Annotated in this window: 13 protein-coding genes; 5 read left to right on the top strand and 8 right to left on the bottom strand. The window is 30.7% G+C overall.

Translation table 11 applies throughout. The features are described 5' to 3' along the window. Positions 1-152 precede the first annotated feature (152 nt). The 5 genes from prpB to CRV02_RS05630 all read left to right on the top strand — a co-directional run bounded on the left by prpB (position 153) and on the right by CRV02_RS05630 (position 7,546). Positions 153-1,037, top strand: coding sequence for a methylisocitrate lyase (gene prpB / locus CRV02_RS05650; RefSeq protein ID WP_129089509.1), 885 nt, complete (start codon positions 153-155; stop codon positions 1,035-1,037). A 65-nt stretch (positions 1,038-1,102) separates the two neighbouring features. Continuing rightward, a complete protein-coding gene (locus tag CRV02_RS05645) occupies positions 1,103-2,212 on the top strand; it encodes a citrate/2-methylcitrate synthase (RefSeq protein ID WP_129084634.1) in 1,110 nt (369 codons plus the stop codon). Positions 2,213-2,381: 169 nt separating this feature from the next. Continuing rightward, positions 2,382-4,976: a Fe/S-dependent 2-methylisocitrate dehydratase AcnD gene (gene acnD / locus CRV02_RS05640; protein ID WP_129089508.1), complete on the top strand. Its 2,595-nt coding sequence runs from the start codon at positions 2,382-2,384 to the stop codon at positions 4,974-4,976. Positions 4,977-5,085: 109 nt separating this feature from the next. Continuing rightward, the gene (gene prpF, locus CRV02_RS05635) at positions 5,086-6,264 is read left to right on the top strand and encodes a 2-methylaconitate cis-trans isomerase PrpF (RefSeq protein WP_129089507.1); all 1,179 of its coding nucleotides are present in this window, start codon (positions 5,086-5,088) and stop codon (positions 6,262-6,264) included. A gap of 121 nt (positions 6,265-6,385) precedes the next feature. Next, the gene (locus CRV02_RS05630) at positions 6,386-7,546 is read left to right on the top strand and encodes an NnrS family protein (RefSeq protein ID WP_129089506.1); all 1,161 of its coding nucleotides are present in this window, start codon (positions 6,386-6,388) and stop codon (positions 7,544-7,546) included. A 6-nt stretch (positions 7,547-7,552) separates the two neighbouring features. Here the strand turns inward: CRV02_RS05630 and CRV02_RS05625 are convergent, their stop codons facing one another. From CRV02_RS05625 to murI, 8 genes are all read right to left on the bottom strand, one after another. After that, a complete protein-coding gene (locus CRV02_RS05625) occupies positions 7,553-9,682 on the bottom strand; it encodes a PAS domain-containing protein (RefSeq protein WP_129089505.1) in 2,130 nt (709 codons plus the stop codon). Beyond that, on the bottom strand, positions 9,675-10,766 hold the full coding sequence (locus CRV02_RS05620) for an autoinducer 2-binding periplasmic protein LuxP (RefSeq protein WP_129089504.1): 1,092 nt from the start codon (positions 10,764-10,766) through the stop codon (positions 9,675-9,677). Before CRV02_RS05620 ends, CRV02_RS05625 begins: the two co-directional genes overlap by 8 nt. Positions 10,767-10,854: 88 nt before the next feature. Beyond that, positions 10,855-11,397, bottom strand: coding sequence for a hydrolase (locus CRV02_RS05615; RefSeq protein WP_129089503.1), 543 nt, complete (start codon positions 11,395-11,397; stop codon positions 10,855-10,857). 131 nt (positions 11,398-11,528) lie between these two features. Further along, a complete protein-coding gene (gene hemC, locus CRV02_RS05610; RefSeq protein WP_129089502.1) occupies positions 11,529-12,467 on the bottom strand; it encodes a hydroxymethylbilane synthase in 939 nt (312 codons plus the stop codon). Continuing rightward, a complete protein-coding gene (locus CRV02_RS05605; RefSeq protein WP_129089501.1) occupies positions 12,468-13,298 on the bottom strand; it encodes a thioredoxin domain-containing protein in 831 nt (276 codons plus the stop codon). Positions 13,299-13,311: 13 nt separating this feature from the next. Further along, a complete protein-coding gene (locus CRV02_RS14805) occupies positions 13,312-13,485 on the bottom strand; it encodes a hypothetical protein (protein ID WP_164968965.1) in 174 nt (57 codons plus the stop codon). 58 nt (positions 13,486-13,543) lie between these two features. Beyond that, positions 13,544-15,538, bottom strand: a complete 1,995-nt coding sequence (locus tag CRV02_RS15020) for a DNA polymerase III subunit gamma/tau (RefSeq protein WP_258239234.1) — start codon at positions 15,536-15,538, stop codon at positions 13,544-13,546. Further along, entirely contained in the window at positions 15,528-16,322 is a 795-nt protein-coding gene (gene murI, locus CRV02_RS05595; RefSeq protein ID WP_129089500.1) for a glutamate racemase, read from the bottom strand. The genes CRV02_RS15020 and murI overlap by 11 nt, the downstream gene beginning before the upstream one ends. Between the last annotated feature and the right edge of the window lie 49 nt (positions 16,323-16,371).

Raw genomic sequence — 16,371 nt, 5'->3', positions numbered from 1 at the left:
GCATTATTGTACCAAAACAATACATAAGAACAAATATTGTACATATTTAAATTTTCATAAAAAAAATTGCCGTTTCCAAAACAAAAAATATACATTGCCTAAATATAAATCTCATGTATAATGAAAGTCAATTAATTTTATGAAGGATTAACATGAGCGCAGGAAAAAAATTTAGAGAGGCTTTAAAAGAAGAAAGTCCTTTACAAATTGTAGGAACAATTAATGCTTACCAAGCATTACAAGCTACAAAAGTTGGACACAAAGCTATCTACCTTTCTGGTGGTGGTATTGCAAACGCTTCTTACGGATTACCTGATTTAGGTATGACTATGATTGAGGATGTATGTATTGATATTAGAAGAATTACTTCTATTTGTGATACTCCAGTAATCGTAGATGCTGATACAGGTTGGGGACATGCATTTAATGTTGCAAGAACTGTTAAAGAATTCATTAGATCTGGTGCAGCTGGTATGCATATCGAAGATCAAGTTGCAGCTAAAAGATGTGGTCACAGACCAAACAAAGAGTTAGTTACAACTGAAGAAATGTGTGACAGAATTAGAGCAGCAGTTGATGCTAAAATGCAATTAGACCCAGAGTTCTATATTATTGCAAGAACTGATGCACACCAATCAGAAGGTCAAGATGCAGCAGTTGCTAGAGCAAAAGCTTACGTTGAAGCTGGTGCAGATGCTATTTTTGCTGAAGCAATTCATACTTTAAAAGAGTATAAAGAGTTCTGCGATCAAATTGATGTTCCAGTATTAGCAAACATTACTGAATTTGGTGCAACACCAATGTTCACAACTGAAGAGTTAGCTTCTGTTGGAATTGATATGGTACTTTACCCATTATCAGCATTTAGAGCAATGAATAAAGCTGCATTAAATGTATACCAAGAATTAAAAGACAAAGGTACTCAAGAAGGTGTTCTTGATACTATGCAAACAAGAATGGAACTATACGATATGTTAGGTTACCATGACTATGAAAAGAAAATGGATGAATTATTTGCTAAGGGAAAAGCAAAATAATTTATACATAAATTATAATTTAAATTAAAAAAATCTAGGGAAAAGATAAATATAAGGAGAATATAATGAGTGGATTAGCAGGTGTTACAGCAGGTCAATCAGCAATTTGTACGTGTGGATTAGGAAATGGTCTTAACTATAGAGGTTATGATATTGCAGATTTAGCTTTAAAAGCTGACTTCGAAGAAGTTGCATTTTTACTATTAAATGGTGAATTACCAAATAAACAAGAACTTAAAATGTTCAGAAGAAAAATTATTGCAGGTAGACAATTACCAGCTTCTGTAAAAGAAGTATTAAAAGCAATTCCAGCTTCTTCTCACCCAATGGATGTTATGAAGACTGCTACTTCAGCTTTAGGTTGTATTGAGCCAGAAGCAGAAGATTTCTCTGACCAAATGGATAAAATTACAAGATTATTAGGAGCATTTCCTTCATTCTTAGTTTACTGGCATCACTGGCACGTAAATGGTAAAGAGATTGAATTAGCTTCTGATGAAGATACAATTGCAGGATATATTGTAGAAAGATTAAAAGAAGTTAAACCTTTAGACGTTGAAGTTAAAGCTATGAACGCTATGTTAACTTTATATGCAGAGCATGAATTCAATGCATCAACTTTTGCAAACAGAATTACTGCATCTACATTATCAGACATCTACTCTTGTATGACTACTGGTATTGGTACATTAAAAGGTCACTTACACGGTGGAGCAAATGAAGTTGCAATTAAATTTGTACTTGGATTTGACAATGTTGAGCACGCGTTAACTTCAGTTGATGAATTATTCGCTAAAAAAGAAAAAATCATGGGATTCGGTCACAGAGTATATAGAGAAGTTGACCCAAGATCACCAATCGGTTTCGAATTAGCAAAAGAATTAAAAGAGTTAGAAACTTCTGACCCTAAATTATTTGATATTGCTAAAGCAGTTAGAGATAAAGTTAAAGCTGAAAAAGGTTTACCAGATAATATCGACTTCTTCGGTGGATTAATTTATCACTATATGGAAATCGAAAGATTATATTATACTCCATTATTCATTATGTCAAGAGCTGCTGGATGGGCTGCTCACGCATTTGAACAAAGAGCAAACAACAGAATTATCAGACCAAGTTCAGAGTATACTGGACCTGAGCCAAGAGATTTCGTTGCTTTAGAAGATAGAGCATAATAAACTACTCTTCCCTTACGGGAAACAAATTTGACTAAAACTATTTTAAGTAAGCTTTTAAAGCTTACTTAAAACAAAGTGCCACACTTCAGTGGATAAATTCATATAAAATTTAGCACTGATGGCAAAATATTGGGAAAACCTAAACTTTAATAAACAGGTATATAAAATGACAAACGAAAAATATCTTAAAGACCTTGATGGTGTAGATGGTGTTAAGTATTATGATGTAAAATCAGCAGTAGAAGATATTACTCCTGGTTCATTTGAAAAACTAAACTATACTTCAAGAGTATTAGCAGAAAACTTAATTAGAAAATGTCCAAGTGAAGACTTAAAAGATTCACTAGTTCAATTAATTGAAAAAAGAACAGACAAGGATTTCCCTTGGTATCCATCAAGAGTAATCTGTCACGATATCTTAGGACTTACAGCATTTGTTGACTTAGCAGGACTAAGAGAAGCAGTTGCAAGTAAAGGCGGTAACCCTGATAAGGTTAACCCAGTTGTTCCAACACAATTAATCGTTGACCACTCATTAGCAGTAGAGTGTGGTGGATTTGATCCAGATGCATTCCAAAAAAATAGAGATATCGAAGATAGAAGAAATGCAGATAGATTCCACTTTATTAACTGGACTAAAGAAGCATTCAACAATGTAGATGTTATTCCTCCAGGTAATGGTATTATGCACCAAATCAACCTTGAAAAAATGTCTCCAGTTGTACACTTAAATGACGGTGTTGCAAGTCCAGATACATTAGTTGGTACTGACTCACATACTCCACACGTAGATGCACTTGGTGTAATCGCTGTTGGTGTTGGTGGATTAGAAGCTGAAAACGTAATGTTAGGTAACCCTTCATATATGAGAGTTCCTGAAATTATTGGTGTTGAAATCGTTGGTGAAAGAGCACCTGGAATTACTGCAACTGATATTGCACTTTCAATGACTTCATTCTTAAGAGAAAACAATGTTATCTCTGCATACTTAGAGTTCTTCGGTGAAGGTATTAAATACCTTAACTTAGGTGATAGAGCTACTATTGCAAACATGACTCCTGAATATGGTGCATCTGCTGGTATGTTCGCTATTGATGAGCAAACTATTTCTTACTTAAAAGTAACAGGTAGAGAGCAAAAACAATGTGAATTAGTTGAAGCTTACGCTAAAGCTAATGGTTTATGGGCAGATCAATTTGAAAATGCTACATATGCTAGAACTATTCAATTTGACTTATCTAAAGTAACTAGATCTTTAGCAGGTCCTTCTAAACCTCATAAATTAGTTCCAACTTCTACTTTAAAAGAAGAAGGTATCGTAAAAGAGTGGACTCAAGAGGGTGATTTAATTCCAGATGGTGGTATTTTAATTGCTGCTATTACTTCTTGTACAAATACTTCAAACCCAAGAAACGTTATTGCTGCTGGATTATTAGCTAAGAAAGCAAACGAACTTGGATTACAAAGAAAGCCATGGGTTAAGTCTTCATTAGCACCAGGTTCAAAAGTTATTGAAGTTTATTTAAAAGAAGCTGGATTATTACCAGAAATGGAAAAATTAGGATTCGGTGTAGTTGGTTTTGCATGTACTACTTGTAATGGTATGTCTGGTGCATTAGATCCAAAAATCCAACAAGAAGTAATTGATAGAGATATCTATTCAACTGCTGTACTTTCTGGAAACAGAAACTTTGATGGAAGAATCCACCCATACGTAAAAGAAGCATTCTTAGCATCTCCTGCACTTGTTATTGCATATGCATTAGCTGGTACTGTTAGATTTGATATTGAAAATGACGTATTAGGTAAAGATGCAAATGGTAACGACATCAAGTTAGCTGATTTATGGCCATCTGATGAAGAGATTGATGCAGTTGAAAAAGAGTTTGTTAGACCTGAAATGTATAACAATATCTATGACCCAATGTTTAATAGAGAAGGTATCACTGCTGTTAAAGCTGAGCCATTCTATAAGTGGAATCCAAACTCAACTTATATTCAAAAACCACCATATTGGGAAGATGAATATATGCAAATGCCTGCACTTCAAGGTTTAAGACCATTAGGTGTATTCCCAGATAACATTACAACTGACCACTTATCGCCATCAAATGCTATTTTACCAGATTCAGCTTCTGGTGAGTATTGTATTTCAAAAGGTCTTCCAATTCCTGACCTTAACTCTTATGCTACGCATAGAGGTGACCACAATACTGCTTCTAGAGCAACTTTAGCAAATCCAAAACTATTTAATGAAATGGTTAAAGATGAAAATGGAAATGTTAAGCAAGGTTCATTAACTAAGATTATGCCAGAAGGTACTGAGTCAAGAATGTGGGAAGCTATTGAAGAGTATAACAATAGAAAACAACCGCTTATTATAATTGCTGGTACTAACTATGGTCAAGGTTCATCAAGAGACTGGGCAGCAAAAGGTGTAAGACTTGCTGGTGTTGAAGTTCTTATTGCTGAGTCAATTGAGAGAATTCACAGAACTAACTTAGTTGGAATGGGTGTATTACCATTACAATTCAAAGAAGGTGATACAAGATTTACTTACAATATTGATGGTTCTGAGACTTTTGATATTGAAGGTGAAATCACTCCAAGATGTGACTTAACTGTTGTTATGACAAGAGCAAATGGTGAAGTTGTTAAATTCCCTGTATTATGTAGATTAGATACTTCTGCTGAAGTAGATGTATACAAAAATGGTGGTATTTTACAAAAATTCGCTAAAGATGTTGTTGCAGAAGGTTAATAATATCTTTATAAACTAAAGGAAACATTTCCTTTAGTTTATCTTTTTTTAGTATGAATAAAGTTTTCATATTTAAAAAAGATAATATTCAAATTTACAAGGAAAAAACATGGCTTATCAACCACAATTTAAAGTAAAAGCAACATATATGAGAGGCGGTACTTCAAAGGGTACTTTCTTTAATATTGCAGACCTTCCAAAAGAAGCACAAGAAGATGGAAGAAAAAGAGATAAATTACTTCAAAGAATTGTAGGTTCTCCTGATATTTATAAAAAACAAATGGATGGAATGGGTGGAGCTTCTTCATCTACATCTAAAGCTATTTTAGTTGGAAAATCTGATGTTCCAAATCACGATGTAGATTATTACTTCTGCCAAGTTGCTATTGATAAAGACTTTGTAGATATGAGTGGAAACTGTGGAAACTTATCATCTGCTGTTGGTCCTTTTGCTATTCATGAAGGATTAGTTGATAATGTACCTGAAAATGGTGTTTGTTGTGTAAGAATTTGGCAAGCAAACATCAAAAAAACTATTCTATGTTATGTAACAATGGAAAATGGAATGGTTAAAGAGATGGGTGACTATGAGATTGATGGGGTTGCTTTCCCTGCTGAGGAAATCAAACTAGAGTTTGTTGAGCCAGTTGACCCATCTGAAGAACTATTCCCAACTGGAAACTTAGTAGATGATTTAGAAGTTGAAGGTGTAGGAACATTTAAAGCAACTATGATTACTGCTGGTATTCCAACTGTATTTGTAAATGCTGATGAAATTGGATACAAAGGTACTGAGCTTCAAGGTGATATTAATTCTGATACTGAAGCTTTAGAGAGATTTGAAAAAATCAGAATTGCAGGTGCTCTTAAAATGGGTGTTATGCAAAGTGCCGAGGATGCATTAACTCAACAACACACACCAAAAATTGCATTTGTATCTGGCGCACAAGACTTTATTACTTCTTCTGGTAAAGAAGTAAAATCATCAGAAATGGATTTACATGTAAGAGCTTTATCTATGCAACAACTACACCATGCGATGATGGGAACTGCTTCAGTTGCTATTGGTGTTGCTGCTTGTATTCCAGGGACATTAGTTAACCTTGCTGCTGGTGGAGGAGAGAAAGATACAGTTACTTTCGGTCATCCATCAGGGGCAATCAAGGTTGGAGCATCTTTATCACAAAAAGATGGAAAATATATTGTAGAAAAAGCTAGTATGAGTAGAAGTGCAAGAATCATCATGGATGGTAATGTTCACGTACCTGCTGGCACTATGGACGTTTAATTAGACAATATAGCCAAGCTGAAAAGGTCTGAACTTTATGTTCAGGCCTTTTTTATTGATTAAAATCAATAAACTAGCCTCTCTTTTATGTAATACTTCCTAAAATTTATTAGGATATGTTATGCAATTTTCAACCTCTCCCAAACAACAAATTATAGAACAAACATGGAAAGAAAAATTTTGTTCACAAGCTCACCAAATGTTTTTTGTAAGTGCAATCTTTTTCTCTATCTTTATAATGATATTGACCCTATTTTCTTTGATGGGTAAAACATCTTTAGAGTTTTCCACTATTCATGGTTTTGGACTAAATTATGCAGTATTTACAAATGCTTTCTTAGGGTTTTTAATTACAGTTATTCCAAAATATAATGCAGCCCCTGCAATTAAAGAAAGCCTATATGTAAAGCCATGGATTATTATGCAAGGTGGTATTTTCATAGGCTTATTGATAAATCCAATAGTTGGAAAACTAATTGTTGCATTAGTGATGTTTTATTTCGCAAAGATTTTTTACTCAACTATAAAAGAAGGAAAAGCCTTTATCAAAGAGGATAGTATTTACTTAAACTCTATTTTTATTATAGGTGCTGTTCTTCTTACTATTGAAGCTTTATTTAGTCTAAATTTATCTTATTTAATCTTTTTTGCTTATTTAATTAATATGGTGTATTTTGTAGCTTTAAGAATGATTCCAGGGTTTTATTTTACCTATACAAAAATCAATCCATGGCAAAAGCCTAAGTTTATTAAACCTTTATCTTTTGTACTAATCACAATTGTTGCTATTGCTTTACAGTTTGACTTAAAACCTCTTATTATTGCTAGTTCATTTTTATCATTTTTATTTTTTGCATATGTATTTATTAAACTTAATATGTTTAAAAAGACAAGTGCTATTTTACAGATTTTAGTACTTGGTTTTGCATGGTTTCCATTAGGTTTTGCAGGAATATTTATTGAATCACTATTAGAAGGTTCTATTTTAAAACTAGGACTTCATATTTTTGCCCTTGGGTTTGTGACAACTTTATTAATTGGGTTTGGAAGTAGAGTTAGCTTAGGTCATGCAATTCCTGCTCAACCTATTGTTGCAGATGAACTTACGAAATGGCTTTTTGTATTAACACAAGTTTTAGTTATAGCAAGAGTTGCTGCTTCTATTTTAGTATTAGATAACTCAACTATGTTTATGAATATCTTACACTTAAGTGCAACGATTTGGATACTTTTATTTTTTGTTTGGACTTTAAAATATGGAAAATATCTACTTAGAGTTTAATACCTATTAATTTACATTAATAGGTATTACTATTGTAAACTCTTCCCCTTTGTATTTTCCTTTTTCGTACTCATACTCAATGGTTTCATTAAAAATTTGCCCATTAAAATGCTTTTTTATAATTTCTGAAGACATATAAAGACCTAAACCAGTTCCTTGAGATTTATGCTTTGTAGTAAAATAAGGTTCATAAATTTTCTCTTTTATTTTCTTTTTAATTCCACCGGCATTATCAAATACTTTTATAATAACTTTATCATTATCAATATAATTCTTCATAAAAATATACTTTTTATTTTCTGGTTTTAAATTAGCTTGAATGGCATCTTTTGCATTATTGATAAGATTAATAACTACTTGCATTAATTCAAACTTATAACCTTTTATATTAACTGGTGTTAAATCAGTATGCAGATATATTCCATGAGACTTATATGAGGTTTCAAAGATTTCTATATTCTCTTTTATGATATCTTCTAAGTTAAATGTTTCAAGCTCTTTATTTGGGTTAAAGAAGTTTCTAAATTTATCAATAATTGTAGATAGATATTGAACCGTATCAACTATTTTTTCTAAATCTCTTATAGTCTCTTCTTTTTTATCTATCTTAAGTTCTATTTGCATAATTTGACTTGAAGAGATAGTACTAATTACATTTAAAGGCTGTCTCCATTGGTGGGCAATATTACCAATCATTTCACCCATAGAGGCTAATTTACTTTGCTGATAAATCATTTGTTCTTTTTTCTTATTATCTTTTTGTAGTCTAATAATTTCATCAACATCCGTATGAAAACCTGTCATTCTTATTGGTTTTCTTTCTATATCAAAAAATACTTTTCCTCTAATTCTTAGCCATCTATAAGAACCATCTTTACATCTAAATCTATAATGGTCTTGATAAAAGCTTGTTTCTCCTCTTAGGTGTTTAGCTAGTTTTTTTAAAGTATTTTTATAATCAGCAGGATGAACACTCTTTTTCCAAAAGTTTTTAATATCATCTACCTCATCTAAAGAGTTATAACCTAACATCTCTAAATATCTTCTAGAGTAGTATGCGCTATCATTTACTAAGTCTAAGTCCCAAAGTCCATCTTGAACTCCCTCAATGGCTCTTGCATATTGCTCTTTTAAATCTCTTAGCTCATCAATGATATCTTTTAGGTTTACTGCAAAATTATCAAACTCTAAAATATTGCTCTGTTCATAAATTACTAATTTATTATCTTTTGATTCATTTGCAAAGTTTAGAAGTTTTGAGAAGGGTTCTATAAAATATCTATTTGTAACAATATATAAAATTGAAAAAGAGACCACAACAAAAAAGAGTAGTAGTATTCCAGCTTTCATAAAATCATTTTTCAATAATGAGATTGAAGAGTTGTTGATAATATATATTACATTTATAAAATCATTATTACTAATATTAACTCTTTCATTGAAATATATCTTGTCATTGTTCTTTATTATCTCTTTGTTTTTTAAACTCTCAATATTTGTTAACTCATTTTTTGCAGTTGTTGCTATTAAATAATCATCATGGTAAACAAAAACATCTACTAAAGAAGCATTTTCTTTGATATTAGAAACTATCGAGAAGTTGTCATTTATTATTTTTCCCGCATAAAGTTTTGCATTTACTCTTCCTGTTTTTTGATTAATAATCTTTTTAGAACTAAGAAGAATTAAAAACTTCTCTCCTTTGTTTTCTATGATTAAAAAGATATTTCCTTCTTTTACTCTTTTTTTACTTATTTGTTTAATTATATAATCTGTGTCAAATAAAGAGTTACTGAAATCTATAATCTCTTTATCCTTTTCTAAATAGAGTAAATCCACTTGATCAGTAGATATTGAATCACTTATTAATCTCTCTATAGAGTTTTTACTTTCATCTACTTTTGAAAGAATCTTACTTATTTTAAAAGTAATCTCATCAAGACTTTTTTTCTCATTTGCTACTATTATTTTTGTCAGGTTTTTTGTTTGATTAAAGTACTGTTTTAAATTGTGATTTAGTACTTTTTCTGTAGAAAAGAATGCCCAAATAGAAATACCAAAAGATACAACTATTAAAAATATTATAATAGATAAACTATTTATTAAGGTAAGGGAAAATTTCTTTTTCTTAATCATCTTTTGTATACCTAAAAGCTATATTTTTTAAATTCTCCAACTCAGTTTTATCTATGTTTTTATCTACTAGAGCAAACTCTCCTGAGTAAATAGTTGGAACCTTATATGATTGATTAGAGATATCAAACTTAATTGCTTCTGCCATTGCTACACCATTATCATCATTCATTCTCATAACAGTTATATCAAGCTCGCCTTTTTCAATAGCTTCTAATTCACTAGAGCCTCCACCCCAGCCATTTACTTTTATTTTACCTAATAAGTTTTTTTCTCTTAATGCTTCTATTGCTCCCATTGCAATATCAGTTGTACAAGCATAGATAAACTTTATATTACTATCTCTATTAAGTAAATCTAGTGTTGCATTTTTTGCTTTCTCTTTATTTACATCAGTATAGTATTCATGTATTACTTTTAATTCAGAGTTTTTTCTAATATAGTCTATAAACTTATTTCCCCTCATAAAACTAACATAACCTTTAGAACCATATAAAACAGCATAATTACCTTTTCCATTTGTCTGTTTAATATAATAATCTGCTAAAAGTTTACTTCCCTTATAATGATCAAAACCAACATAAATAAAAGGTTGTCTCTCTCCCCATGCTTTTATAGGAGTTGTTATATTCTGTAAAATAAGTTTTGTTTTTTTCTTACTAATAATTCTTTCAATAAACTTTTTATGTTTATTCGCGTCAAGGGTAAAAATAAGATAATCAGGATTTAGTTTTAATGCTTTCATTAAGTGTTTTGATTGCTCTTTTATTTCAACTGCAGGTTTTGAAAAGAACTCAATTAATTCATAATCTATATTTAACTCTTTTAACCTTTTTTCAAAAGAGATTTTACTTTTTCTCCAATAATCAGAAATCTGATTTGCAGGATACACAAGTACGACTTTGATTTTTTTATTCTTTTTTTCTAAAGCCTGTGCATTCTCTTTTACAGTTCTTTTAAACTCATTGTATTTGTATTCTTGTTTATTTTTTTCTAGATATTCTTTAACCTGATAATACTCACTATTAGTTGCATTTAAAGTAGTAAGCATAAATAAAAGTAATAAAATTTTTGGAAGATATTTCATATTTTGCCTTTAATATAAAATATTATAACAAAATTGTAAAATTTAGTAAATAAATAGTTTTGTATGTTCTTAAGTAAAGCAGCCTAGGCTACTTTACAAGTTTTGAGATTTCTTTAAATACAGGGTGTTTTGCATTTACTGTTAGCTCAAATAATAATGATTCATAAGTAGTTGGAATAACTCCTGCTTGAACAAGTCTAGTTATTGCCATCTCTTTATCTTTCTCTTTTCTTGAATTAACACAATCAGTTACTAATACAACTTTAAATCCCTCTTCTAATAAATCAATTGCTGTTTGTAAAACACAAACATGAGTTTCAATACCTGCTAAAATAACAGTATCTCTACCACTTGCTTTAATAGCATTTAATCCATCTTCATTTCCACAACAAGAGAATGTTGTTTTTTCAAAGTGAGGATAATCTTTTGTTAGTTCTTGAATACTAGGAATTGTTTCACCAATACCTTTTTTATATTGCTCATTTACAATAATAGGAACTTCATGTAACTTTAATCCTTTGATTAAAATCTGTAAGTTCTTTTCTAACTCTTCATTATTTGAAATATGTGGGAATAGTTTTTCTTGGATATCTACTTGTACAAAGATTGAATTTTCTGGTTTTATTCTCATATTATCTCCTTAATTTAATAATTAATAATACAAAAATATATAGGGAAAATCTAGTAAATTTACTATTTTACTTGGGATTTTTTTAATTTGAGAAGTAACTAAGCATAAAGGGCAAAAAGCCCTTAAAAATGCTATGTAAATGCTACTTTTTCTGCTCGAGCTAGTAACTCTTTTGCACCTTGGTCAATAAAATTTTGAGCTAAAGTTTTACCAATAGTTTTATATTCATTAATATCTGCAACAATATCTTCTTGAATATATTCACTTCCATCTGGCATACCAACAATTGCTCTAACATCTACAGAGTTTTCATCAATAATAGTTGCTTTAATTCCAATAGGAACTTGACAACCACCTTCTAATGTTCTAACAAAATCTCTTTCAATAGTAGATTCAATTTCAGCATCTTTATCATGTAATACAGATAATAACTCAACTAACTCTGGATTATCTAAAGTTTCAATTCCTAAAGTTGCTTGCCCCATTGATGGAATCATATCTTCTGTTGAAATAGGGTTGAAGTGTTTAACTTCATCTTCAATTTGAAGTTTCTGAACACCAGTTGCAGCTAAAATAATAGCATCATACTCACCAGCTTTTAGTTTTCCTATTCTAGTGTTAATATTTCCTCTTAAGTCTTTTAAAACAATATCAGGTCTTAATAGTTTAATTTCAAGTCTTCTTCTTAAACTTGTTGTTCCTACAACTGCATTTTCAGGTAGTTCTTGAATACTTGCATACTTTTCACTTAAAAGTGCATCTCTTGGGTCAAACCTTTTAGAAAGTGCAGCTAATACAAAACCATCTTCAAATTCAACTGGAACATCTTTTAAAGAGTGAACAGCAATATCAGCTTCTTTATTTAAAAGTGCTATCTCTAACTCTTTTGTAAATAAACCTTTACCACCAATTTTTGCTAAAGGAACATCTAAAATCTTATCTGCTTTTGTAGAAAATGATTTTAACTCAACTTCTAAGTCTGGATAGTGTTCATTTATTTGTGCTTTGATATATTCACTTTGCCATAATGCTAAATTACTACTTCTTGTTGCTATTACTATTTTCTTCATTTATTTTCCTAACTCTTCATATTTTAATTTAGATTTATCTTGTTCACCATTAATAAAAACAGTTGGTGTACCTTGAACTAAAACATTTTCACCCATAGATACATCTTCAAAGATTTCTTCATTTATTTTTTTGCTGTTTATATCTTCTTTTGTATATGATGTTTTAAACACTTTATTAAACGCATCAATTACAATAGTTTCATCTTTTACTTTTGATGAAAACTTTTCATCCCAAAATACTGAATATACTTTTTGCTCAATATCTTTTATTCCATCATGCTTTGCTTTTGCCATTAGTTTTACTAAAGGAGCTGCTGCTGGATGAATAGCTAAAAGAGGGAAATGATAGTAGTATAGTGCTATTTTATCTTCATATTTTTTAACATGTTTAATTACATCTGGCACATAATCCATACAAAACGGACATAAAGGATCAGAGAATACTACAATCTTATCTTTTGCATTATGATTTCCTGCAATTAATCTTTTCTTATCATAATATTTTTCAGTTAACTTAGGAGTCATTAAATCTTTTAGTGATTTTCCTGTTTTTAAGTCAAATAACTCAGATGAGATAACTTCTCCATTTGAAAATACTATATCTTTAGCATTTACTTTATTTCCAGCCATTGTTGCTTTAATATCAACAATAAAACCATACCAACCCTTTTGAGCTAACTCTTTTTTCATAAAAATTGATAAATCATCAACCTCTACTCTAGGGTTTTGAGAAAATCTTTTCTTTTCAAACTCTAATATTTGGTCTTCTATCTTATCAGCACTTAAATAAGTTGCCAATAAAAATATTGGAAGCAGTAGTTTTAAAATCATATATTTCCTTTCATTAATTTCTAGTTTTTACAGTTATCTTTTTAACATGTAATAACTCTTTTGCTCTATCAAGCATTGGAGAATTTAATATCTCATTTAGCTCTAACTCCCTTTGAGAAGGAGCTGGGTTTGCTGTTTTTTGCATATCAGCAACACAACCAGAACCTACCTCAACATCTTCAATCATAGAGCCACTATCAGATGAGTTATTTTGTTCTTCTGCTACTTGTGTAGTATTCTGATTTTTAGGCTCCTCTTGTGGAGGGGTCTTCCTTTAAAAATTCAATCTCTGTATTTTCACCGAAAATATCATAAATGAATATTTTGATTACACCATAATGTTTAAGTAAGAATTTTCTATCTTCCCCTTGTGCATAAGAGCTTATTTGAAGTTTATTATCTTCAAATGATTTATAGATAAAATTATGCTCAAAAAGTTCTCCTAATTGAACATCTCTTTCATAAACTTTATTGATAAGTTTTTCATACACATCTTTGTTTGGGTCATAGGCTTCAACTGTAGGTTCTTCTTGAGGTACTTGTGCAGGTTCAACAGCCTGTTCTACTTGTACATTTTCAGCTTGTACTTCATTTTGGCTTACTGACTCTTGAGCTTGAAGAGGTTCTGGTGTAGCTTCAAAAGGTGTACTGTTTTCAAATGGATTAGAAGAAGGTTCTTCTTGTTTCTCTTCTTGTACAACTGGTGTTTCAACTTGTGTAGTTTCTGTTACAGTAGAAGTTTCAGAAGAAACTACCTCTTCTTTTGTTTGTTCAGTACTTGGTTCATCAAATGGTGTTGAAAACTCATCAAAAGGAGTAGCAAAACTATCTTCTTGAACCTCTGGTTCTTTTTCTAAAGCAGTTTGAGCTACTGGCTCTTGAATTTGAGTTGGCTCTTCTTTTACTTGAACTACTTCTTGTGTAGGTTCTTGTTCAAAAGGAACTGCTTCTTGAACAGCTGCTTTCTCTACAGTTTCTATAGGTTTTACAGTCTCAATTGCATCAATACTATCTAAAGAGATATCATTTTGTGCATTTGCAGTACGTTGGTTTTGATGATATTGTTCATTTAACTGTACTGGCTTATCATCATAAGCATGATTAACATCATTATTTGCATGCTCTACAACTTTTTGAACTGATATTGCCTCTTTCATCATAGGCTTGACTTCTACTTCTTCAACTTGATTGATAATATCATCAATAGTTTTTAGGTTTGTTGCTTCAATCATTTTTAGAAGACTTAAAATAAGAACAAAAGATCCATCTGAATTTAAAGCTAGTAAATGTTTTGCATCACTTAAGATTCTAAAGAATCTATCAAAAAGAAGTAAATCAAATTTTGCATCTTTATCAAGCATCTTTTGTCTAAGATAAATTGTCATCTCATCACAAACTTGAGAAACTTCATAGTTTTCAAGCTCTTTAACTAGGTCTCTTACATCACCTTTTTTTAATATTACATCAAAAATCTTATCCATAAGTTCTGGTTCAATAAGACCTAACATATCAACTACAGCTGCTACTGTTATTTTTCCCTTTGAGAAAATAATAGCTTGGTCAAGTAAAGTTAGAGTGTCCCTTAAACTTCCTTGTCCACTTCTTGAAATAATATCAATTGCAGCAGTTTCAAACTCGATATTCTCTTCATTTAAAATATGTGATAAGTGATGAAGTACATCAGTATTTGCAATCTTATTAAATCTAAAGTGTTGAGTACGGCTTAAAATAGTTGCTGGAAGTTTTAATGGGTCAGTAGTTGCAAGAATAAACTTTACAAAACCAGGAGGTTCTTCAAGTGTTTTAAGTAAGGCATTAAATGCTTGTGTAGTAAGCATATGAACCTCATCGATAATAAACACTTTAAATCTGGCACTGCTTGGTTTGTATTTTGTATGTTCAATTAAATCTTTAATATCATCAATACCTCTATTTGAAGCAGCATCCATTTCAATAACATCTAAGTGTCTATTTGCATTTGCACTTTGACAGTTTTCACATACTTCACATGGCTTTGATGTTGGTCCATTTGAACAAAGAAGTGCTTTTGCCATAATTCTTGCAGTCGAAGTTTTACCACTTCCTCTTAATCCACTAAAAAGGTAAGCATGAGATAATCTATTTGAGTCTAATGCCAATGAAAGTGTTTGTGAAATTGTTGTTTGCCCAACTAAATCTTCAAATCTTTTTGGTCTATATTTTAATGCTAAAACTTTTTTTTCAATTTCATTATTGCTCATGTACTTCCCTTACCATTATTTTTCCACCATCTTCCCAATTTTCTAAAATCATATTAATCATATCTTTTTTTATTTCACCTGTGTAGAAAACTTTTATTCTTGTTTCTTTATTTTTTATATTATTAGAAGTTAAACTCTCTAATCTTCTTGCAATAGCAGAACCTGTCTCAATTAATTTTATATTTGCTCCCATAATCTCTTTTATTAAATCACTAACTAAAGGATAATGAGTACAACCTAAAACTATAGTATCTACACTTTTTTCTTTCATAGGTTCCAACCAAGTAGTTAACATCTTATGTGTATCTACATGGGAAACTTTTCCGTTTTCTATTTGTTCAACTAAACCTTTACAAGCTTGGTCATAAACCATAACTTCATGCTCTAAAGATAAATCCTTTAAAAGCTTTTGATACTTTTCACCACTTAAAGTAGCAGGTGTTGCTAGAACTCCTATACTTTTAGATTCAGTTGTTTGCATTGCTGGTTTTACACCAGGTTCTGTTCCTATTACAATTAAATTAGGAAACTCTTCTCTTAAATTTATAATTGCTGCTGATGTTGCTGTGTTACAAGCTACAATTAAAGCATCTATTTTATGTGTTTTTATTAAATAATTTGTAATATCTAAACTATGCTTTAAAATTTGTTCTTTTGTTTTTTCTCCATAAGGGGCAAACAATGTATCTGCAATATAAAAAACCTCAATACCCTTTAAAGAGTTTGCGATTGCTTGAACTACTGTTAAGCCTCCAAGACCTGAATCAAACACACCAACTTTCAAACAAAACCTTTATAAAATAAGAAAGATTATATCTAAAAACTTATAACTA

The organism is Arcobacter sp. CECT 8989, assembly GCF_004116715.1.
Taxonomy (GTDB): domain Bacteria; phylum Campylobacterota; class Campylobacteria; order Campylobacterales; family Arcobacteraceae; genus Halarcobacter.
Note: the sequence above shows the minus strand (reverse complement) of the source record. Positions and strands in the feature narration are given on the sequence as shown.

Excerpts from the sequence above, each read along its gene's own strand:
- prpB (WP_129089509.1), top strand. The coding sequence starts at position 153 with ATGAGCGCAGGAAAAAAATTTAGAGAGGCTTTAAAAGAAGAAAGTCCT.
- CRV02_RS05645 (WP_129084634.1), top strand. The coding sequence starts at position 1,103 with ATGAGTGGATTAGCAGGTGTTACAGCAGGTCAATCAGCAATTTGTACG.
- acnD (WP_129089508.1), top strand. The coding sequence starts at position 2,382 with ATGACAAACGAAAAATATCTTAAAGACCTTGATGGTGTAGATGGTGTT.
- prpF (WP_129089507.1), top strand. The coding sequence starts at position 5,086 with ATGGCTTATCAACCACAATTTAAAGTAAAAGCAACATATATGAGAGGC.
- CRV02_RS05630 (WP_129089506.1), top strand. The coding sequence starts at position 6,386 with ATGCAATTTTCAACCTCTCCCAAACAACAAATTATAGAACAAACATGG.
- CRV02_RS05625 (WP_129089505.1), bottom strand. The coding sequence starts at position 9,682 with ATGATTAAGAAAAAGAAATTTTCCCTTACCTTAATAAATAGTTTATCT.
- CRV02_RS05620 (WP_129089504.1), bottom strand. The coding sequence starts at position 10,766 with ATGAAATATCTTCCAAAAATTTTATTACTTTTATTTATGCTTACTACT.
- CRV02_RS05615 (WP_129089503.1), bottom strand. The coding sequence starts at position 11,397 with ATGAGAATAAAACCAGAAAATTCAATCTTTGTACAAGTAGATATCCAA.
- hemC (WP_129089502.1), bottom strand. The coding sequence starts at position 12,467 with ATGAAGAAAATAGTAATAGCAACAAGAAGTAGTAATTTAGCATTATGG.
- CRV02_RS05605 (WP_129089501.1), bottom strand. The coding sequence starts at position 13,298 with ATGATTTTAAAACTACTGCTTCCAATATTTTTATTGGCAACTTATTTA.
- CRV02_RS14805 (WP_164968965.1), bottom strand. The coding sequence starts at position 13,485 with ATGATTGAAGATGTTGAGGTAGGTTCTGGTTGTGTTGCTGATATGCAA.
- CRV02_RS15020 (WP_258239234.1), bottom strand. The coding sequence starts at position 15,538 with ATGAGCAATAATGAAATTGAAAAAAAAGTTTTAGCATTAAAATATAGA.